The sequence below is a fragment of the Paenarthrobacter sp. NPDC092416 genome, from assembly GCF_044755025.1.
Classification (GTDB): Bacteria; Actinomycetota; Actinomycetes; order Actinomycetales; family Micrococcaceae; genus Arthrobacter.
Map to the genome: position 1 here is coordinate 24,461 of NZ_JBIVQG010000023.1, position 19,512 is coordinate 43,972.

A 19,512-nucleotide genomic window follows, 5' to 3' on the forward strand; every position below is an offset into this window, starting at 1 on the left:
GTCGCCGGGGCCCAGGATTGTGGTCATGGTGTTCCAGCCCGTGCCGATCTGTCGGGGTGTCAGCCATCCACCGGTGCCGTTGCCGGGGTAGAGCCACAGGCCGCCGGCACCGTCCCGGGACATCACATCGACCTTACTGTCGCCGCTGAAATCGACGGACCTTTTGGATTGGTTGGTGAAGGTGGTGCTCCACTGGGCGGGGGCGTCCGAGGCAAGTCGGTAGCCCGGCCGTGCTTTTGCTGTGATGCTGATGGTGCCGGCACCGGGGTAGGTTCCGGCTGCTTTGACCGTCAATCCGATCAGATAATCCACTCCTGTGGTGGACGGGATGGTGTAGGTATCCTGGGACGTGCCGTCCCTGTCAGCGAAGATGACGGGGGCGGGGACTACTTCGATGGGGCCGCTCTTGAAGGTTGTGCTCCACTGGCTGGTACTTCCGGAAGCCAACACAAACCCGGGGCGGGCCTTGGCCACGACCGTGACGGTCCCGACGCCGGGGTACATACCGGGAGAGGTGATGATGGAGCCAATGAAGTAATCGACTCCTTCGACTTTGGGGATGGTGTAGCTATCCTGCGCCGTACCGTCTTTGTCCAGGAATGTCACTGCTGCCGCGGTGACGCTCTTGGGTTGTGCTGGCGGGTTCGGGGCCAAGGTAAACGATTTGGAGGCCGAGGCGCCACCGTTGTTTTCGCCTTTCACGGAGAAAACCGGGAGGGTCGACGCCTCGTATCCTTCAGCCGAGGCTGTGAGAGTGTACCCGTCGCCACCGAACAAGCCTGGGAAACTGTAAGTGCCCGTGGATGATGTGAGCGTCCAGTCGGATTCACGTTGTCCGAGGTTCTCCATACATCCGAAACCACCGCCCCAGTCCGTGCCGGCAGGGTCGTTGCGCGACATGTAGACCATGGCACCGGCAATCGGCTTACCCGCTGTGTCCGTGACCGTGCCCGAAATAGAGCTGGCCGGATACATGGCAATGCCGCTACCGAACCACCATCCGTAGAAATCGGCTCTTTCAACATAACGGTTTTGAAAGTCGTACATGGACATGCATTTCCTGTCGAAGCTGACTCGGGCAGGACTGGTTGCCCAGCCATCGGCTCCGCTCTCGGCCCTCCAGGTGTCATGGTCGCTGACGGACACGCCTTGCACTGGTCGTCCGGTTACTTTGTCGTAAAAGAAAATCGACACTTTGAAGGCGCGTTCGAGCTCCTGGTCAACTTTCAGCATCTGGCCCGAGCTCTCCACGGTGAAAGCCTTGGCATTGGTGAGCCGGTCCGAGTCATTCCGGGTGGGCCAGGACGTGTAGTACTGGTCGAAGTAGTCAACGGCCTCTCCTCCGGTCCCGGCTATGGAACCGTCATCGAAGTAGAGGACGTACTGACCGGCAGGAAGTCCACCGAATCCGTAGTAGCCATTGCCATCTGTGAGCTGAGTGCGCCGAAGCTTTTGGGTTCGGGCTCCGTACGTGTCCGTGATCAGACTGTAGAGGTTGACCGTGATTCCTTTGAGTCGGCCGAGGTCGGAGTATAGGCTCAGCCCGGTGACTGTGCCTTCGATGCCGCCGCATGCCGTGCCGGACGCGACGATGATCCGGAGCGTGACCGGGCGTTCCGTGCCGGCCAGGGAGTAGACCCGAAGCGGAATCTCGTACGTTCCGGCGGCGAGTTTACCCGCATAACTTCCGTCGTCAGCGATGCCGAACTCTCGGCCGTCGGGGAAGGTAAACCCGGCGTCGTAAACGGTGGCACCTGTTGGAGCGTAGGGTTTCCGCAGCCGCCAGCGCTCGGCGTTCACTCCCGTCGGATTCAGGGGCTTCACCCATAGCGTCCCTTGGAAATAGCCGCCAACCGAACAAACAGTCTTCGTAACTGTGCTTTGGACAGGAATAGTCATGGCCAGCGCCCTCGTGGTGACCTTCGTTACCGCGGCGGAGATCCGGTCGGCTGTGTAGGCGCTGTGGATGGCCGCGCCCTGGTCGATTGCGGCCGTCAGAGTGGGAGTCGGTCCCGTATCAAAAATCGTCCCCAGCCAGGAGCCGAGTAGCCGTACAGTATCGCAAACAAGATCGGTTGAATCGCAAAAGTCCGTGGTGACAGCGCTCAGGCTTGCCGGATAGGCGGTGTAGGCGAGCCCGAATGCTGAAATCAGGCCCTTCCCGGCTGTTGCAGAGCCGAGATTCACTTGAGCATCAGCCGGAATCCGGGCAGGGTTGGCCAGCAGAACAACACCGGCGTACTTTTTCGGGTCGGCATAGTTTGCCACGGCCTGGGAGATGACCAGCGCTCCTTGGGAATACCCAAACAAGGCCCACTTCTGGTTCGGGCATGAGATCGCTGCCGTACCCAGCTTGTCGGCCAACTGCAACCAGCCACTGTTCACGCTTTCGAAGTACTCCCAGTCCGAACCCGAGGTCGAAAAGGCGTCCGCCACGTCCGCCCCCAGCGTCGACATGGGCTCCGCGGGGTACCACAGCTGCTCGGTTTCTATTGTGCGTTGCGTTCCAATGGTGTTCTTGAACTGCGTCTCCATGGCGTTTACCTTGGAATTGCCCAGCGTCTCACCGGAGCCGCGAACCGTAATCAAGAGCAGGTCTGCGCACTTTTCGACCAGGGGCGGCTCAAACGGCAGTGGTGCCGATTTCGCCGCAGCCGGGGCAACTGGCGTTACCCAACCAGTTGTCAGTAGTGAAAGACAAACGAGGGCCATTACACCCTTCCAGATCCCACGTCGAGAACGCACCCCATACCCCCAAATCAGTCCTTACGGCCCGGCCTTGCGATTCACAAAAACGCGATTTAGTTCTCGTTGCAAAGCTTCTCACGTGAACAGCGGGTACGGGCCGAAATGACAAAAATTCCATTGGCTTCTGCGAAGTCGAGTGTGCGTTTCGCGCGGCAAGCGATTCCTCCGGTCGGTCGAGTCCCGGTGCCGTAACTCAAGTGGGCAGGTCTGTTGGCTTGCCGATATATGCGCCCTTATCGACTCAGCGTCTCGGAGGATTTGGCAGCCATTGCGCAGGCCGCTGACCAGTGCCATCTTTTTGGGTGCACACGGTAGGCGCGAATGCCTTTGATCGAGCAGGGAGCTGATCGCTGGCAGCCGATGACTAGCTGGCCTACATCACATTTGAGTCCGACAAGTCCTTGACGTCGTACTTCCCTGCAAACAGGCTGTAGTCCGTCTGGATACTGCCAAGGTCCAGGAGCACCAAAACTGCGGTGAGACAAAAGCAGATGTCAGTCTGCGAAGTGCATGGAAAAGTTTGCCAATGCTTCCATCATGCCCGTCACGGGATAGACCATTCACCGTTGATAACTAAGAGTCCACCCAGCGCACCACCGCGCCGGGCCTGACTGTGCACACCCACCGCTCGCCCACGGGGACCTTCCTTCCGGAAGTGATGTGGTGATTGGAGTAGTTAAGGCGACGAGGTGCCGGATGTAATTTCCAGACGATCGCTGATCAGAATGATTCATTCCAGGTTGACACCGGACCTGTAGTGGAAGCGTTCTTCTTGATCCATCCAGTTGGAGGCAAGTCATCTCCTCCCCGCCAGAATCCGCCGTAATTCCGAGACTGGTTTTCCGCCATCTCGATGACACGGAAAACTGCATCAGCGATCCGCTGGTCTGGGATATGGGCCGAACAACTTCGCTCATCCCATGATCTCAGGTATCGGCTTCGACAACCTGCCGTAGGGTTACCAGCAGAGTCTTCCTCGTGGGGTAGTCGCCACCGTCAAGCATGGTTGTCCTAAGCTCATGTGCCTGCCGGGTTGCCTCCCGGACAGCGGTCCGGCAGATGCCGGTTTTCGAGGCTACGAGTAGTGCCCCCACCGTTTTCGGTGGGGGCACTATCTTGTGTGCCGTGCTTGGTCGGTCAGTGTATCGGGCAAAGGACCTCGCGCATCGCGCGAAGCGAGCGGCTTGGCGTTTTGCTCGGTGCGAGCGGTGCGAGAAACTTCGCGCCCTGATCACTGAGCGGGTTAGCCTGCCATGAAGTTGAGGATTAGTCGGATGGATAGGGCGAGTACTGCGAGGAGGCCCACCACGCCCAGCAGGTTTTGCCACCACTTGTTGCGTAGCGAACCCATCAGTTCGCGGCGGTTCGCCATGACTACGATCAGCGTGGCCAGCAGGGGTGCGACCAGGATTGTCAGCGCTTGGGCAATGACGATGACCTGCACCGGTGAGGTCTGGAAGATGACGGTGATGGTGAGGCCGAACGCGAGGATGATGGCGCTGATCAGTTTCTGTGTGCCGGAAGTGATGCCTTTGGTGCCGCGCCGGTTGAGCGCATCGGAGAGCATAGTGCCTCCTGCGGTGCAGTTGGCGGTCATGGCGGAGAAAGCGGCGCCGGTGAACCCGATGGCGAAGATCGCGGTGCCGATTGGGCCGGCGAGGGGTTCGAAGATGCTGCCGAGCTGGCCCATGGTTGCGGCTGCCTGGCCCGTGGCACCGAGTACGGAGGCAGCCACGACGATCACGAGGGAGGTCATGATGCCGGGGGCAACGATTCCCGGAATCGTATCCACCATGGTGATGTCGCGGTAGTCTGCCTCGCTGCGTGCGCGCTCTTTGGTGCCGTAGGAGGTGTAGAAGGCGGCGTTCACGGAAAAATTGGTGCCGACCAGAGCGATGACCAGCAACCAGGCATCGCCGGGAACGCGGGGAATCAAACCGGAAGCTGCCGCGGCCCAGTCAGGGTTCGCGATGAAGGCCGATGTGACGAAAGCAATCGCCATGATGCCGACCATCACCACCAGAACCTTCTCTATGACCCGGTAGACATTGCGGAACAGCAGGATGGTGGCCACCATGGCGGTACCGATGATGGTCCACATCACCGGCGATCCGCCAAGGAGCATTGACGCGCCGAGGCCGAGGCCGACGGCGTTGCCGACCGAGAAGCACAAGGTGACCAGGAAGACGCCGATGCCGGCGATCACCCCGACCTTTTTGCCGAGGTGGTCTTTGATTGACTGGATTAATGACACGGGTGACTTGATGCCCAGGCGCACGCTCATGTCGGTCAGGAAAATCATCAGGATGGTGGAAACGACGATCACCCAGATCAGGGTGTATTGGTAGCCGCTGCCAGCCTGGACGGCGGTGGCAAGGTTACCGGGTCCGAACTGCCAGGCGCCGGCGACGAAGGCGGGGCCGATCAGGGCAAGTTGGCCCCAGAAGGATCGGCGGGTCTTTCGGGTCTCGGCACCGGTCCGGACACTGCTGGGGGGTAGATGCCCCAAGCCGGCGCCCGGGGTACGCGAGGTGCTAGGCGTCTTCGTATGCTCAATCACGGCGCGCCCTCCTTCCACGGGACTATTCTCCCGCTCAGTCTTCTTTGACTTCATTAATCCCGACCTCAATGTCGGGTGGGCGGCCCACCGAAGTGGCCGATTGCCCGCGTATCAACGTGGGCGGTGGTGGAACCAGGGTGCGTGCAGTTCAAATTCCCCTGCACGCACCCTGTGGGCGTCAGACGTTGGCTGTGACCTTGCCGATGTTTGCTGCGGCGAAGGCTTCCGCGATTTCTGCATCGGCGCCCTCGGGCAGGGGCAGGAGCGGGGTGCGCACGGTGGCGTGATCCAGAATGCCCCTGTTCACCAGACCCCACTTCAAGGCGACGGTGCCCTCCATGTGGGACCCGCGGTGGTAGACGTTCCTGGTCACCGGAAGGAGCCGCTCGTGGATGGCGTGGGCGCGCGGGTAATCCTGCGCCTTGCCGGCCTCGATCAGTTCGATGAGCAGTTCGGGGGCGATGTTGCCGTAGCCGACGAGCAGACCGTCGACGTCGAACATCGTCGGCAGCAGGTATTCGTCGTGGCAGGAGAGTACCTGCAACTCGGGGTACGCGGCGCGCAGCGCCGGGATCTCGGTGTACCACCGGCGCATATTGCGGACACCGTTCTTCGTGGCGAACACGCCTTCCTGGCCCGCGATCTCCAGTTGGGTGTCCAGATCGTAGGTGGCCTTGGTGTTATCCGGGTACTGGAAGAGGATCAGCGGCAGGCCGGACTCTTCATAGATTTCCTTATAGCGCGACTGGGGAGCACCGTTCTGGTATCCGAAGCGCAACCACCCATGTGAAGGGTAGACCAGACCTGCAGACGCGCCGGCTTCGACAGCCTTCTTTGCTTCGAGAGCGGCGGTCTTGTTGCCCTCCTTCGTGATGCCGGCCACCACCGGGACGCGGCCGTCGGTCGATGCCACGAAGGCGCGGATGACGTCCAGTTGCTCCTCTTCGGTAAGGAACGTGCCTTCGCCGGCGTGTCCCAGGACGACGAGGCTTTTCACGCCGTCAATCGATCCCAGCCACGAACCCAGGCGCTGGATCGCAGCGAAGTCGACAGCGCCGTCTTCGGTGAAAGGGGTTACAGGTGCGGGGCTGAGTCCGCGGAGATCGAGTGTCATTACAGCTACCTCTTGTCTTCATTGATGTTGGCAGTTCCGCATTCGTGAGAACGTTTGCGGGAACGTTTTCAAGTTTGCACGTGTCACAGCTCACTGTCAAGAGAACGTTTGCAAGACAGGAGGTTTAGAGTGTCTGTAACACCTCTGCCGACTAGGAGAACCCCCATGGAACCGGACGCCACCGGCAACGTTGTCACACTGAAGGACGTTGCAGCAGCCAGTGGCGTGAGCATCTCCACTGCCAGCCGCGCCCTCGATGAGCGGACCATCTCCCGGTCCGCGGCCGCAGCGAACGTCCGGAGAGTCGCCGAGGAACTCGGGTACCGGAGGAACTCTTTCGCCTCAAGCCTTCGCCGCGGCGAGACCCGGACCTTGGGCGTCCTTGTCCCTCGCCTGAGCGACACCGTCATGGCCCTGATGTTTGAAGAACTCGAAAAGGCTGCCTCCTCCCGTGGCTACTTCGCCATGGTCGCCACCAGCGGAGATGACCCTGACGAGGAACGCCGCGGAGCTGAAACCCTGCTCGACCGCAACGTAGACGGATTGATACTGGCAACGGCCCGGCTCGACGACAAACTTCCCCTGCTCCTGCGTGAACGCCGGGTAGCACATGCACTGGTACTGCGTACCGACGGCATCAGCCCATCAGCGATCGGGGATGACGAAGTGGGCGGCTACCTGGCCGTGCGCCACCTCATCGATCTCGGCCACCGGGACATCGCCGTCCTCACCGGCCCTGACTTTACATCCTCCGGGAAGGCCCGTCTGGCCGGGGCCCGGAGAGCCATGGAAGAAGCCGGCATCAACGCACCCGACAAGTGGCTTATTGCAGCGGGCTACGGCATCGAAAACGGCTACACCGCCGGTGATGCAATCCTCGGCGCCGGCCACCGACCTACAGCGATCTTCGCGGCGAATGACAACATCGCCATGGGTGTTATGGCTGCAGCCCATCGCAACGGCATCACCATCCCGGAGGACCTCGCTCTAGTCGGGTATAACGACACACCCCTTTCGGCGCGGTTGCCCACACCCCTAAGCTCGGTCCACGTTCCATTGGACCAAATCGCCGCCACCGCCGTCGACCTCATCGTCAACCCCGGGAAGGAGCCACTCATTCGGCGCTCCATGCCGACCCTCATTCCACGCCAATCCAGCGGACCACCCAAGCACTAGTCCACCGGAAGTCACCACGGAACGGGGACGTGCATGCGCATAGCCCACTTTTCAGCAGGCGCTGAAACCCCTCTTCGCCGTTATAGCGTTCGAGCTTGCCCTGTATAAACCCATGGCTACGCAAACGGGGCCTGCGTCCTAGGACTCTCCCGCCGGGCGGACAACCACCACCGGGCATAGGGCGTGGTGCAGCACCGCATGCGCAGTCGAGCCCATGCTTCCGCGCACCACGCCGGTGCCGTGGGCGCCGACGACTATCGCCGACGCATCGCGCGCGGCGTCCAGCAGAGTTCCGCTCGTCGATGTTCCGGTGAGCGTGTGCGTCCGTACGTCGATCACGGGTGACCAGCGGCGCACGGTGCGCTCGACGTCGTCGAGCACTTCCTCGGGGCGGTGCGGCATGGGTGGTGTGAGGTGGCGCCTTCCGCCGTGTTTGGCGTGGACGTGCACAATCTCCAGGGACGCCCCTGTCAGCGTCGCCAAGGTGCAGGCCTGCCGGACAATCGGTTCCCAGTGCGGGAGCGCGGTGTCGATACCGACGACGACGGGCCCGTCCGGGTGGGCTGCCTCGCGGATGACCGCCACGGGGCAGTCCGCCGTGGCGGCCAGTTCAAGGCTCACCGAACCGACCAGAAGGCCCATGAACCCGCCGATTCCACGGCTGCCCACGACGAGCATGGCGGCGTCGGACCCGCCGGCGACATCGCGCAGCAGCCCGGCGGCCCAGCCGTATTTCAGCACGGTGGTTACCGGGACATCGGGGGATTCTTCGCGGGCGATGTCCGCGCCTTCTGCCAGGACGGCTTCGGCCGCATGCCGTAGGCCGCTGTCTGCGATGCCGGGAACGGGGCCGAGGTCATGCGTGAAGGCAGGCCATATGGAGCAGTGAACCACGGTGAGCTTGTCGTTCCGCAGCGACGCCTGCCGCGCGGCCCAGCGCACGGCCGTGGCTGCCTCCGGTGATGCGTCGTAGGCTGTGACGATTGTCCCCATGGCGGTCACCCTTTCTCCGGCGCGTGAACGACGAGTATCGGGCAGTGGGCGTGGGCTACAACGGCCGAGCTCACCGAGCCAAGCAGCAATCCCCCGAAGCCGCCATGCCCGCGGCGGCCCACCACGATCATGTCCGCATTCTTGCTGGCTTCAATAAGCATCGTCCGGGGGTGTCCGCGGACCAGACGGGCAACAACGTTGTGCGGCAGCTCCGGACCAAAGGCCTTTTCGACCGTCTCGCGGAGGGTGTTTCCGGCGGCCTCCTCAAAGCCTTCAATGCCCATAGCAACGTACCCGGCGTAAACCTGCGGATAGTCCCAAAAGGCGGAGGCTTCGACTCGCAGGCCCAAGGGCCCCGCGAGCTGCTGTGCCTGGCGGAGCGCCTCGACGGAAGCCTCAGATCCGTCCACGCCCACGACGATCCTGCCGCTGCTGTTGCTTTCCATGGTTCCTCCTGGCTGTCGGTGCCGTGGCGGTTACGTCTGCGGGCGGCCCCGCAGGACCGAGAGGGACTGCTTGTACTCTTCGGCGCTAATCTCTCCCCGCGCGAAGCGTTCGGCCAGGATACCTTCGGCCGGGCGCACGACCGCCGTCGGAAAAGCGGCCCCCGGAAGTCCGTGGTGGTCCTCGGGCCCGGACGGACGCTGCCCTGAGAGGGACCGGGCAAAGAGGACGATGGCGGCGATCAGCGTCCCCCAGAACAACAGCATGGTCACCGCCATCAGCAGATACCCCCAGCCGCCCATTTCCGTGTTCCAATACATGGCAGGTCCTTTCAGCGAGTCAGCTGTCAACGGGGGTGACGGTACCGGCCGTGTCGCCGCCGTCGATCACGAATTCCGCTCCGGTGACAAAGGAGGATTCGTCTGAAGCGAGGTAGAGGACCAGGTCCGCGACTTCGCCGGGATGGCCCATGCGGGGAATGGCCACATGGCTCATGTCCAGGTCCATCCCCGCGGTCATGGGAGTAGAGATGACGCCGGGATGCACTGAATTGACCCGGATCCCGTGGCGGCCGAGGTCCAAGGCCGCGCTCTTGGTGAGGCCGCGGACTCCGAACTTGGAGGCGGTATATCCGGGGATCTGTTCGTAACCGCGCAAGCCGGCGATCGAGGAGACGTTGATGATCGAGGCGCCTTTCGCTTGCTTCATCGCCGGGATCGCAGCTTTGATTCCGTTGAAGGTACCGGTCAGGTTGACCCCGATCACAGTGTTCCATTGCTCCAGGGTGTAGTCCTCGATGGGCGCGAAGTTCGCGATTCCGGCGTTGTTCACCAGCACGTTGAGTCCGCCGAAGGTATCGAGTGCAGCGGCGACGGCGACGTCCCAGTCCTGCGGCGAGGTCACGTCCAAGTGGACATAGAGTGCGCCTGGGCCGATGCGCTCCGCTGTGTCCTTGCCTTCGTCGTCCAGGACGTCGGCCAGCACGACGCGTGCTCCTTCTCCGTGCAGCCGGGAGGCAACGGCGGCGCCAATGCCCCGGGCCGCGCCGGTGACGAGGGCGACTTTGTCGATAACGCGTTCCATGGATCGTTCCTTTGCCGGGGAGATGTTGGGTAGGTGATCAGGGAGTCTTCAGCGGGACTCCGTTGGACCGCGCTGCTCCGTGGACGGTGCAGCAGGCCGGCGCTTCAACCGCAGGCTGGTCCGGGCAAAGATCAGGTACGCTCCGGACGCCATGATGATGAAGCCCACGAGGCCCAGAGGTGTTGCCTGGGCGGCAATTCCTGCCAGGAGGACGAACGCTCCCACCAGGAGGGTGAATGCTCCAGCCGCACGGTGAGCAGGGCGCACGGATTCAGCCGGTCCGCTGCGCAACTTTGCGGCCAGGCGTGGATCTTCACGCAGCAGCTGGTCGGCGAGCAGCTCCAGCTGGCGCTTCTCGTGATCGGTGAGGGCCATCGTTTCCTCCTCATCGAGGGGCCGGGTCTTTCGTTGCTGGTAATTCGAGGCGGCGGAGCCCTTGCGGAGTTCCGTGCCGTGCTTCAAGCATGGTGCCCGCGAAAGTGCTCCAACAGGGCCGAAAGTCACCAAAGTCCCTCCGCGATGTCCGCCGCGCCGATAGCGCGGAGCGCGGGCGCCGTGGTCCTTTGGCGCCGGGTCCCGCTGTGGGACCGTTTTGCGATGCCGGACGCAACGCCCACCGGGCAGCCAGATGGACCCGACTTCATCGAAATACACGCGCCGGTCACAGCAGCGACGACCTGTGACCGGCGCGGTCACAGGTCGCTCGTTACTGCAAGACGACGGGGGAGCCTGGAAAGTGTTGGTGCATGCCCGAACGGAGAAACGTTCTGACGTTCAACGTGCACTCCGCGCTTTCTTAGCCCTTTTGGAGTACGCCCACGGTCAGTAGTGCGTTCGCGAACCGTCGTGAATCGCCCGTCACGATGCACAAGGCAAGATTCTGTGACTTGGCGAGGTCATAGAATTCGAACCGCTCAACGAACTCCGTTTCGGCGGTTTCGGGCACTAGGTCATCGATTTCGTCATGAACGAGGCACGGAATTGCGTCGTCGGAGGGCGTGATCCGCGTGAGTTTTTCGATGTGGACGGCGCCGAGAACGACAGCCAGGACTTGGGGCACTGTTGGAAAGTCTGCCTGCAGGTTCAGGTAGACGGTTTCTGCGTTTGGTCCGACTGCTGTCGCGGCTGAATAGTGTCCGTCTGTGATGAGAACGGTAGCACCGTGGCCGGCTGCCGCCAGGGCGGAGAGGATGCGAGGATGTGTCAGTTGCCCGGTGATCATGCGAAGTACTGCCCGCCGTTGATGTCGACGACGGTGCCCGTGACGAATCGCGCGTGCTCGGACGCCAGCCACAACGCCGCACCTGCGACGTCTTCGGGAACTCCGGCCCTTCCGAGCGGGATGGTCTCGACAGTTGCGGCTTTGGATTCCGCGGTGGTGAAGGTGTCATGGAAGGGTGTAGCTTCGATGAATCCGGGGGCCAGGGCATTGACGGTGATACCGGATGATGCCAGTTCCTTTGAAAGCCCGCGGGTGAAGCCAAAGATCGCAGCTTTGGCCGTGGCGTAGGCTGTCGCCCCAGCGTGTCCGCCGTTGCGTCCTGCAAGCGAGGCGACATTCATGATGCGGCCGCCGCCGTTGATCAGCGGCAGGGCGAAGTGGGTAATGAGGAAGGTGCTGTCCAGATTAACGGCCAGAACCTGCTTCCAGAGTTTGAAATCCATGTCGCCGATGGCAGAGCGCTGGATGAGCCCGCCGACGTTGTTGACGAGAATGTCCAGCCGTCCGAAGTCGCGGCCGAGGGCCTCGATAGTCCTCTGGACTTCCGTTTCAATGGTCGCGTCCAGCTGCAGGGCGGTCAGCGGGTGCCCGGAGTGGCGTTCCACGTCATCGGCGAAATCCTGATCGGGTTTGTGGTTGTTGTAGGTGATGGCGATTCTGGCTCCGGCCTTGGCGAGGGTGAGGGCGATGCCTTGACCGATGCCGGTGCCTCCTCCTGTTATGAGAGCGGTCTTTCCGCGCAGTGACTGTTCAAACATCATGAATTGTTCCTTTCCTGCCAGCCGGTTCTCCGGCTGCGCGACTAATTGGTTTTTGCGAGTTCGGCTGCAGCGACGGCGCTGGGAGTGGCAGTGCCTTCGGGCCGGTTCCGTGCGTAGAGGAACGTGGCGATGGCTGTAATCACCAGGCAGCCTGCCAGGAAGAGCAGTCCGGCAAGGTTGCTGTGTGTTGCGTCGTTGAGCAGCCCGACGGCGTAAGGTGCTACGAATCCTCCGACGTTCCCGATGGAGTTCACCAGAGCCAGTCCCGCAGCTGCAGCGGCGCCGCCCAATGCGGCTGATGGCATGGAGAGCAGGGGCGCCGTAGCGGAGAACACGCCCATGGCCGCGATCGTGAGGAAGGCCAGTGCTGCGACAGGGTTGACCGGGAGGAGAACGGCGGCCCCGGTCAGCCCGAACGCTGCGATGAGCATGCTGATGCTGGCGTGGGCAGCGCGTTTGCCGGTCCGGTCCGAGCGGCGGCTCCAGTAAAAGACGAACAACGCTGAAGCCGCGTAGGGAATGACGACGATGAAGCCCACTTGGGCGGGATCGAGCTTGCCCAGTCCGGCCACCACAGTGGGGAGCCACAAACCAAAGCCGTAGATACCGCAAACCATTCCAAAGTTCAGGAACGCGTACACAAGGGCCCGGCGGTCTTTCAATCCGTCCAGGAAACTGTGTGCACCGCCGCGCTGCTTCTCCGCCAGTTCGTTGGCCATGGTCGTGCTCAACCAGTTGCGTTCGTCTGCTTTCAGCCAGTGGGCATCTTCCGGGCGGTCGGTCAGCAGCCGCGGCGCCATGAACCCCAGAATGATGGCGGGGATGCCTTCAATGATGTAGAGCCACTGCCATCCGTGAAGGCCCAGCATCCCGTCCAGAGTCAGGAGCAGCCCCGAAAGTGGGGCGCCGATGGCGTTGGAGATGGGCTGGGCCAGGATGAACAGTCCGAGGACGGTGACCCTCTGAGCTGCGGGGAACCACAGGGTGAGGTAGAAGACAACGGCGGGAAAGAATCCGGCTTCGGCGGCGCCGAGCAGGAAACGGATGACGTAAAAGGTCGTCTCACCGTTGACCAGCGCCATGGCGGTGGCGCAAATGCCCCAGCTGATGAGGATCCGGGCGATCCACTTCCTCGCCCCGAACCTGTACATGCCGCCATTACTCGGAACTTCAAACAGGGCATACCCGATAAAGAAAATACCGGCACCAAGACCATACGCGGATGCAGTCAGGCCGATGTCTTCACTCATTGTCAGTTTCGCAAAACCGACGTTGTTCCGGTCCAAAAATGCGACGAAGTAGAGAAGGCAGATCACGGGGATGATCCGGCGACGTACCTTTGCCAGGGTCCGGTCCCCGAGCTCCCCGAAGGTGAGCTGGGCGGTGCGCTGCCTGGCTGAAATGAATGTCTTCATCAAGACTCCTTTGGCTTAATTCAAAGCCGCAACGGATCATCCAGCGATCCTACGGCTCGTCCTATACGCCACCAGTGTGCATCATGTGCACACGTAGTGCAAGAGATGCACCTGACGTGGGTGCCCACTCTGGCTGGCTGTGGCAATCCGGATTGACTGTCACTCGAGCGGAATCGTACATTTGTACACATCATGTGCACATGTTGCACCTCGGGCTTGTGGAGGAGACAGGGCGGGATTCTTTGGGCACAAACCTGACATGGCCGGCGGCATGGCGGCGCAAAGGGGCAGGCCGGGCTGGCGGCCCGGTTCGGGCGTTGGTCCGCTGTCTAAACTGGGAAGCCTGATCAGCTGATCATCCGCAAACCCGACCGACCACCAAACACAGGATCGAGCAGAAACCATGTCGCAGACGGTAGCCCGGGCAATCCAAATTCTGGAGTATTGCAGTGAACGCCCGCGGACGCTGAAGGATATCGCCGCGGACCTGGGGGTTCACAGGACAACGGCATCCAGGATCCTGCAGACCATGATCGAAGCGGGGTTTGTGCGAACCGACGAGCGTGGCTACTTCGGCGTCGGGTTCAGACTCGCCGGCCTGGCACAGTCGGCTTTGGAACAGTTCGATCTCAGGTCAGTCGTTCACCCCCACATTGTCCGACTCAGTGAACACCTTGGCCACACCGTTCAGTTCGCCGTGCCGGAAGCCAACCGGATTGTCTATGTCGACAAAGTTGAACCCGAACAATCCATCAGCTTGAACACAAGAATCGGCGGATTCGTCGTCATACACACAGCCGGGGTCAGCAAGGCCATTCTCGCGTTCATTGATGGTGCCCGTCGTGAGTCCATCCTGGATAGCGCCACCTTTGAACAAAGAACGCCCAACTCCATCACTTCCAGGTCCGAATTTGTGAAGCGCCTTGAAACGGTACGCGCTCGAGGATGGGCTGAGGACGATGGCGAGTTCGACATCGTCTCGAACTGCATAGCGGCACCGGTATGGGATCACGCAGATCGTGTAGCCGGCGCTATATCAATTACAACGTTCCGGGAGAAGACCGGTCTGGAAGAGCTCCGCGGCAGCGTTCCTGACCTTCTCGCGACAACCATGTCCATTTCACTGGAGCTTGGCTGGAAGCCTAAGGCTGAGGCCGCACCCTCATGGGCAAAGGCAACCGGATGACCGAGCAGCATCCACTGTCGCCGGACAGGCTGCGCCTCATCACCATGGGAGTCTCCGGAGCGGCAAACGACTGATCGGCCGCGCTAAGTTGCTCGTATCGCGATATCACCCGGCAAGCAGCGCCAGAGACTGTTTTCATGCATCTAACGGAAAGCGCCGCCCCGGCAATGTCATTCATCAACTCCCGGATGACACGTTTCCCGGCAAGTGGCCGGTATGGCTTCGCCGGCGGACCATCACTCAGGCCGAAGCCGTCTATTCCCCCAAACCTGGCCCGGATGCCTGGAGGCGACTGGTGGATCCGGCCGCCCCCGGGGCCGGACCGTTAAAACCCTAGGCAGGGTCGCCGGTGTGGCGGCCCTGCCTAGGTGCGTGAGTTTTTGCGCTTTTGCGCCCGTCTCTCGGGCTACCTGTTGCGGTGGTGTGCAAGGCGCAATCCCCACGCCGGCCGATCAATGATGCCGGCAGTCTTTCGGGCCGTGAGGCTTACATGATGCCGGTTGGCACTAACAAGGCCCAGGCAAGTGCGGGTGCCACCAGGACTACGCCGCCGGCGTACATCATCAGCTGCTTGTAAACGCGCTGGCGGTCGTCCTCGCGGGCGTTGGCCACCACCAGTGCACCGTCGGTGGAGAAGGGCGATACATCCACGACAGTTGCGGCGATGGCAAGGGCCGCCACCGTCCCCGACGCACTCAGTGAACTCGTTGCCAGGAGGGGACCAGCCAAGGGGATGAAGGCCGTCAGAAGTGCGGTGGAGGAGGCGAAGGCTGAACCGACGCCGATGACGTAGCAGAGCACAAGGGCGATGAGAAGGGGGGCTCCAAGGGCCAAGGCTTGCTCAGCGAGCGTATCGATGACGCCGACGTGCTGGAGCAGTGAAACGTAAGTGATCATGCCGGCGACAAGCAGCACGGTGGACCAGGAGATTCCGCCGATGAAGGTTCGGTGTTCCTTGATGTTGACGAGCGCCAGGAGGAGACCGGCAGAGAGGGCTACGAAGCCGATTGGCATGTGGAATCCCAAGGCGCAGACCAGCATGGCGACAATCAGCGCCAGGGTGAGGATCTGCTGGCCATGCGGCCGGTTGGTACGTGTCTCGAGGGTGGCGTGTTGGCCGGCAGCGCCGTCGCGAAGTTTCCCCAGGAGAGCGAACAGCACCACCGTCAGCACTGACAGGATCAGATTCAGGGCAAAACTCGCTCCGAAAAGCGCGCCCTGCGAGATCGGAAAGCCGTTCTTCACCGCGATGTCATGTACCAGGACGCCTGCCACTGAGAGCGGGGAGAAGCCGCCGGCGTGGGCTCCGTTGATGATGAAGGCGCCCATGAGAACGGGGTGGATGCGTGATTCGTAGGCCAGTCCAAGGGCGGCGGGGGCCAGCAATGCGACGGCGGCGGGGGAGAAGGTGCCCAATGCTGTAAGTGACGCTGCCAGAAGGAAGAAGACCCACGGCAGTAGCAGCGTTTTGCCACGCACCAGCCGGACACAGTTCTGGACGATGATGTCGATGGTCCCGTTCCGCTGGGCCATGCTGAAGAAGTACGTGACGCCGATGATCGTGATCACGATGTTGGCGGGGAAATCGGCCAGGATTTCCTTGTCGGTCATGCCGAGCATGAAGTAGCCGATGCCGAAGGAGGCCACGAGTCCCATGACACCGATGTTCAACGGCCACTTGGTGGCCACGACGAACATCACCACGAGGATTACCAGCGGGATGATCTGGGTGGCGGTCATGGACGGCTCCGATTCCGGGGTAGCCGCCGGGTTGAAGATGGCACCCCCGAACAGGATGGCAACCAGACCCAGGAGGACGGCAGCGGCAACAGTTACCAGCAGGATACGGCGACGGTTGTTGGGGCGCTGGGAATATTCTTCCCGGATGTCGGTCTCAGCCTCGGGAGCTGGTTTGAAAATAGTCTTAGCCATGGTGGTGTCTCCTCATCGAGTGGCTGTTGCTAGAGAGGCTTCGACGGCGTTGCCGAGAGTCTCCGGGAGGTGAATGATGCTGGAGGCGATGGTGCGCGCTGTTCGGTCGACGCCGACCAGAAGGGAACCGTCGTGTTCCTCGCTCCAGGTTTCGATGACACCGGCAGGCGTCCTGAGCTTCAGAACTGCTTTGGACGTACTGCCGGCGATGGTGTTTAGCACGGTGCCGGGCGTGCGGGCGGCGAGCGTCAGGGCAATGCTGCCGGTGATGGCCAAGGCAGGATGCGGTTTGCCCATCGAGAGCATCATGACGTTGACGTCGCAGTCTGGGTCCGGCCCGGTAGGAGGGCCGACTATCGCGAGTTTGGGAACAGCGCGCGCGGCTTGGGCGGGAGTCGCTGCCATTCCCATCCGGACCGCTGCCTGGCGACGTATTACGTCCAGGGTGTCCAGTTGCAGTTCAATCCCGGCTGTCCAAGTGTCGTAGCGGGCAGTGTCCAGTCCAAGTTCCTCAGCCCGCACCATGACTACAGGTGCGCCGGCGTCCACCATGGAAACCGTCCAGTGGCATCCGCCGGCAATGATCGTGTCAGTTGCCGAGCCGGTGGGCAGCAGATGTCCAGTGGTCTTGCCGGCCGGATTCTGGAAGCCGAGCCCCACTCTGTAACCGGGAAACACGACGCCGGGCATCTGTGCGTCCGGGACGATCGGCAGGGCGCCGGCGGGCGTTGAAACCCGCTGAATGATGATCTGACCCGTGTTGGTGTTACGCGTGACGATCCGGGTGGAATCGCCGTCAGGAACTACCCACCCTTTCTCGATGGCGTAGAGACCCACAACCGCCGAGCAGTTGCCGCAGTTGCTTCCCCAGTCAACGGAGGCTTCTTCGATGCCCACCTGGGCGAAAGTGAATTCGACATCCACATCATGGTCCGCCGGGCGGCTAAGGATCATTGCCTTGCTGGTGGTTGAAGTAGCCCCGCCTACGCCATCGATCTGCCGGGAATCCGGGCTTCCGAAGAGTCGTGGCAGGAGATCGTCCAGATTGGCGTTGGCCCTGTTCAGGTCTTCAGTTTCAAAGACCCAGCACTTGCTGGTGCCTCCGCGCATCCATTCAGCTTCGATCCTCATTGTGCTTCCTGCCTCTCGTGGCATATTGCAGGTTTTTGTTGCCTGTTACGAGGATGATGCGGATCACAAATGAAGACAATGTTGAATATATTAAGGGGAGTGTAGGGATGCTTCACTCAGTGCTACGGCGGGACGAAGGTGAGGCTGAAGATTGCTGGCTTCCTGATTTTCACGCCTCAGCAGGCGCTGAATGTCGCGCTGCTGCGTATGATGAACAAAGTACGGGGAAGGGTGAAGCGGTGCTTAACGATGAGAACGTGGATTTATTTGATATTCGGCGGCTCGCGCTCCTGGTGGAGGTGGTTGAGCAAGGATCCATTACGGCCGCGGCTGACATCATGATGTACTCGCCCTCTGCCGTGTCCCAGCAGCTGCGAAAGTTGGAGCAGGAAGTAGGGCAGCCCCTCCTCAATCGCCGATCCCGCGGGGTGGTTCCCACTGAGGCCGGTCAGGTGTTGGCAGGACACGCACGAAAGATCGTGGGGCAGATGCGTGCGGCCCGGTCCGACTTGGGCCAGATCGCCGGTTTGAACCGCGGCTCGTTGACAGTGGGTACGTTCCCCACATTGGCCGGTTCATTTTTGCCGCTGGTGATCCGCGCGTTCAAGAAGCGGTACCCGGCGATTGGCCTGTCCGTGCGGAGCGCCCGCTTCGATGAACTCGTCTCGGACCTGGAGTCCGGAGTGACCGGACTGTGCTTGCTCTGGGACTACCCTTGGAACCGATTCAACGACGAATCCATTCGCATCACGGAAGTCTTCCAGGAGAGCACGGTGATCCTCGTGGCCAAGGGGCATCCCTTGGCAGATCGTGATGAAGTGTCCATGAAAGACCTCCGAAAGGAGTCGTGGATAGTCCGCGCGGAGGCCCACCCTGTGGTTGAGGTACTTCAACGATCCGCCCACGACGCCGGCTTTGAGCCGAACATCGGTTTTCTAGCCAACGATTACCAGGAGGCTCAAGCCATGGTCAGCGTCGGCATGGGCGTGGCGATGGTCCCCAAGACAGCAGTGGCCCTGCAGCATCCTGACGTCAGGATCCTCAGCCTCGGTGCTGGCGCACCACTGCGCCGGGTTCTTCTGGCACAGCGCCAGGACAAGGTGTATGCACCCGCCGAGGTAGCTTTCCATTCAACCCTTCTGGAGATTGCCCGTGAACGTAGCAGCGACTATCTCTGAGGCCGTGCCTGATCTTTGGCCGCCCGCATGTCCTGGCGAAGTGGATGGTGCGTGGAAGACATGGGGACGAAAAGCCGGATGAACGGGGTCGCAGCCTATATAGAGTCACGGTTAGCATCGCTCGGATCCAAGAATGAAGTATGGGCGCCAGGTCAGATCCATTGGGGTGCGGACGGAACCGGGCTGTTGTTGGGTCCGGTTGCTGTGACGCCCGTGGTGCCGCGGCCGGTGGCCCATTCGACGACGGCGGGCAGGGGGCCGGTGATGATCGTCGGGTTCGTGGAGCTGGTGTCGCCGAACGTTGGGTTGGCGTCGTTCCCGGTAGTGTCGGTGACGTTGATGAGGAGCCCGGCGTCCGTGCCGCGGGTTTTCCATGCGCTGGTGATGTCTCCGAGGAGCCGTTCAAGGACCGATGCTGGGATGTCGTTGAAGGTGGCTCCGTTGTCCAGGTCCACGGCGTGCACCCAGACTTCGCGGGTGCGCATCCATACCGTTTCCGAGGCCGGGACGATCCTGCCTTGGGCGGTGCGGACTTCGTTGGTCCAGTTCGCGTCCGGGAGGTCGCGCCA

Annotated in this window: 17 protein-coding genes; 3 read left to right on the forward strand and 14 right to left on the reverse strand. The window is 61.7% G+C overall.

Translation table 11 applies throughout. The annotated features are described in order from the left end of the window. The 3 genes from ACIQC5_RS23550 to ACIQC5_RS23560 form a co-directional block, all read right to left on the reverse strand. Positions 1–2,712, reverse strand: a 2,712-nt coding sequence (locus ACIQC5_RS23550) for a carboxypeptidase regulatory-like domain-containing protein (RefSeq protein ID WP_400287539.1), incomplete at its 3' end; no start/stop codon positions are given. 1,279 nt (positions 2,713–3,991) lie between these two features. Continuing rightward, positions 3,992–5,308 (reverse strand): Nramp family divalent metal transporter, encoded by a 1,317-nt coding sequence (locus tag ACIQC5_RS23555; RefSeq protein WP_400287541.1) that lies wholly within the window; start codon positions 5,306–5,308, stop codon positions 3,992–3,994. 178 nt (positions 5,309–5,486) lie between these two features. Next, the gene (locus ACIQC5_RS23560) at positions 5,487–6,422 is read right to left on the reverse strand and encodes a dihydrodipicolinate synthase family protein (protein WP_400287543.1); all 936 of its coding nucleotides are present in this window, start codon (positions 6,420–6,422) and stop codon (positions 5,487–5,489) included. 165 nt (positions 6,423–6,587) lie between these two features. Between ACIQC5_RS23560 and ACIQC5_RS23565 the strand changes: the two genes are divergently transcribed. Next, positions 6,588–7,598: a LacI family DNA-binding transcriptional regulator gene (locus tag ACIQC5_RS23565; protein ID WP_400287545.1), complete on the forward strand. Its 1,011-nt coding sequence runs from the start codon at positions 6,588–6,590 to the stop codon at positions 7,596–7,598. 138 nt (positions 7,599–7,736) lie between these two features. Here ACIQC5_RS23565 and ACIQC5_RS23570 read toward each other — a convergent pair whose 3' ends face one another. From ACIQC5_RS23570 to ACIQC5_RS23605, 8 genes are all read right to left on the reverse strand, one after another. Continuing rightward, positions 7,737–8,591 carry a universal stress protein gene (locus ACIQC5_RS23570; protein ID WP_400287547.1) on the reverse strand — a complete coding sequence of 285 codons (855 nt, stop codon included), beginning with the start codon at positions 8,589–8,591 and terminating at the stop codon, positions 7,737–7,739. A 5-nt stretch (positions 8,592–8,596) separates the two neighbouring features. Then, positions 8,597–9,037: a universal stress protein gene (locus ACIQC5_RS23575; protein WP_400287549.1), complete on the reverse strand. Its 441-nt coding sequence runs from the start codon at positions 9,035–9,037 to the stop codon at positions 8,597–8,599. A gap of 30 nt (positions 9,038–9,067) precedes the next feature. Continuing rightward, positions 9,068–9,355 (reverse strand): SHOCT domain-containing protein, encoded by a 288-nt coding sequence (locus ACIQC5_RS23580; RefSeq protein ID WP_400287551.1) that lies wholly within the window; start codon positions 9,353–9,355, stop codon positions 9,068–9,070. Positions 9,356–9,374: 19 nt separating this feature from the next. Then, positions 9,375–10,118 carry a glucose 1-dehydrogenase gene (locus ACIQC5_RS23585; RefSeq protein WP_400287553.1) on the reverse strand — a complete coding sequence of 248 codons (744 nt, stop codon included), beginning with the start codon at positions 10,116–10,118 and terminating at the stop codon, positions 9,375–9,377. A 48-nt stretch (positions 10,119–10,166) separates the two neighbouring features. Further along, a complete protein-coding gene (locus ACIQC5_RS23590; RefSeq protein ID WP_400287555.1) occupies positions 10,167–10,493 on the reverse strand; it encodes a DUF3040 domain-containing protein in 327 nt (108 codons plus the stop codon). 421 nt (positions 10,494–10,914) lie between these two features. Next, positions 10,915–11,340, reverse strand: a complete 426-nt coding sequence (locus ACIQC5_RS23595; protein ID WP_400287556.1) for an RbsD/FucU domain-containing protein — start codon at positions 11,338–11,340, stop codon at positions 10,915–10,917. Then, the gene (locus ACIQC5_RS23600) at positions 11,337–12,101 is read right to left on the reverse strand and encodes an SDR family NAD(P)-dependent oxidoreductase (protein WP_400287558.1); all 765 of its coding nucleotides are present in this window, start codon (positions 12,099–12,101) and stop codon (positions 11,337–11,339) included. Before ACIQC5_RS23600 ends, ACIQC5_RS23595 begins: the two co-directional genes overlap by 4 nt. 41 nt (positions 12,102–12,142) lie before the next feature. Continuing rightward, positions 12,143–13,516 (reverse strand): MFS transporter, encoded by a 1,374-nt coding sequence (locus ACIQC5_RS23605; protein WP_400287560.1) that lies wholly within the window; start codon positions 13,514–13,516, stop codon positions 12,143–12,145. A 403-nt stretch (positions 13,517–13,919) separates the two neighbouring features. On the opposite strand from ACIQC5_RS23605, the gene ACIQC5_RS23610 reads away from it, so the two are divergent. Further along, complete coding sequence (locus tag ACIQC5_RS23610) at positions 13,920–14,702, forward strand: IclR family transcriptional regulator (protein ID WP_400287562.1); 783 nt, start codon at positions 13,920–13,922, stop codon at positions 14,700–14,702. Between the two features lie 486 nt (positions 14,703–15,188). Here ACIQC5_RS23610 and ACIQC5_RS23615 read toward each other — a convergent pair whose 3' ends face one another. Continuing rightward, entirely contained in the window at positions 15,189–16,634 is a 1,446-nt protein-coding gene (locus ACIQC5_RS23615) for an SLC13 family permease (RefSeq protein ID WP_400287564.1), read from the reverse strand. Positions 16,635–16,646: 12 nt separating this feature from the next. Continuing rightward, on the reverse strand, positions 16,647–17,765 hold the full coding sequence (locus ACIQC5_RS23620; protein ID WP_400287566.1) for a PrpF domain-containing protein: 1,119 nt from the start codon (positions 17,763–17,765) through the stop codon (positions 16,647–16,649). Positions 17,766–18,004: 239 nt separating this feature from the next. Between ACIQC5_RS23620 and ACIQC5_RS23625 the strand changes: the two genes are divergently transcribed. Continuing rightward, positions 18,005–18,943: a LysR substrate-binding domain-containing protein gene (locus tag ACIQC5_RS23625; protein WP_400287568.1), complete on the forward strand. Its 939-nt coding sequence runs from the start codon at positions 18,005–18,007 to the stop codon at positions 18,941–18,943. Positions 18,944–19,095: 152 nt separating this feature from the next. Here ACIQC5_RS23625 and ACIQC5_RS23630 read toward each other — a convergent pair. Continuing rightward, positions 19,096–19,512, reverse strand: a 417-nt coding sequence (locus tag ACIQC5_RS23630; RefSeq protein WP_400287570.1) for a maleylpyruvate isomerase family mycothiol-dependent enzyme, incomplete at its 5' end; no start/stop codon positions are given.

Coding starts and splice junctions, on each gene's coding strand:
- ACIQC5_RS23560 (WP_400287543.1), bottom strand. CDS start 6,422: ATGACACTCGATCTCCGCGGACTCAGCCCCGCACCTGTAACCCCTTTC.
- ACIQC5_RS23565 (WP_400287545.1), top strand. CDS start 6,588: ATGGAACCGGACGCCACCGGCAACGTTGTCACACTGAAGGACGTTGCA.
- ACIQC5_RS23570 (WP_400287547.1), bottom strand. CDS start 8,591: ATGGGGACAATCGTCACAGCCTACGACGCATCACCGGAGGCAGCCACG.
- ACIQC5_RS23575 (WP_400287549.1), bottom strand. CDS start 9,037: ATGGAAAGCAACAGCAGCGGCAGGATCGTCGTGGGCGTGGACGGATCT.
- ACIQC5_RS23580 (WP_400287551.1), bottom strand. CDS start 9,355: ATGTATTGGAACACGGAAATGGGCGGCTGGGGGTATCTGCTGATGGCG.
- ACIQC5_RS23585 (WP_400287553.1), bottom strand. CDS start 10,118: ATGGAACGCGTTATCGACAAAGTCGCCCTCGTCACCGGCGCGGCCCGG.
- ACIQC5_RS23590 (WP_400287555.1), bottom strand. CDS start 10,493: ATGGCCCTCACCGATCACGAGAAGCGCCAGCTGGAGCTGCTCGCCGAC.
- ACIQC5_RS23595 (WP_400287556.1), bottom strand. CDS start 11,340: ATGATCACCGGGCAACTGACACATCCTCGCATCCTCTCCGCCCTGGCG.
- ACIQC5_RS23600 (WP_400287558.1), bottom strand. CDS start 12,101: ATGATGTTTGAACAGTCACTGCGCGGAAAGACCGCTCTCATAACAGGA.
- ACIQC5_RS23605 (WP_400287560.1), bottom strand. CDS start 13,516: ATGAAGACATTCATTTCAGCCAGGCAGCGCACCGCCCAGCTCACCTTC.
- ACIQC5_RS23610 (WP_400287562.1), top strand. CDS start 13,920: ATGTCGCAGACGGTAGCCCGGGCAATCCAAATTCTGGAGTATTGCAGT.
- ACIQC5_RS23615 (WP_400287564.1), bottom strand. CDS start 16,634: ATGGCTAAGACTATTTTCAAACCAGCTCCCGAGGCTGAGACCGACATC.
- ACIQC5_RS23620 (WP_400287566.1), bottom strand. CDS start 17,765: ATGAGGATCGAAGCTGAATGGATGCGCGGAGGCACCAGCAAGTGCTGG.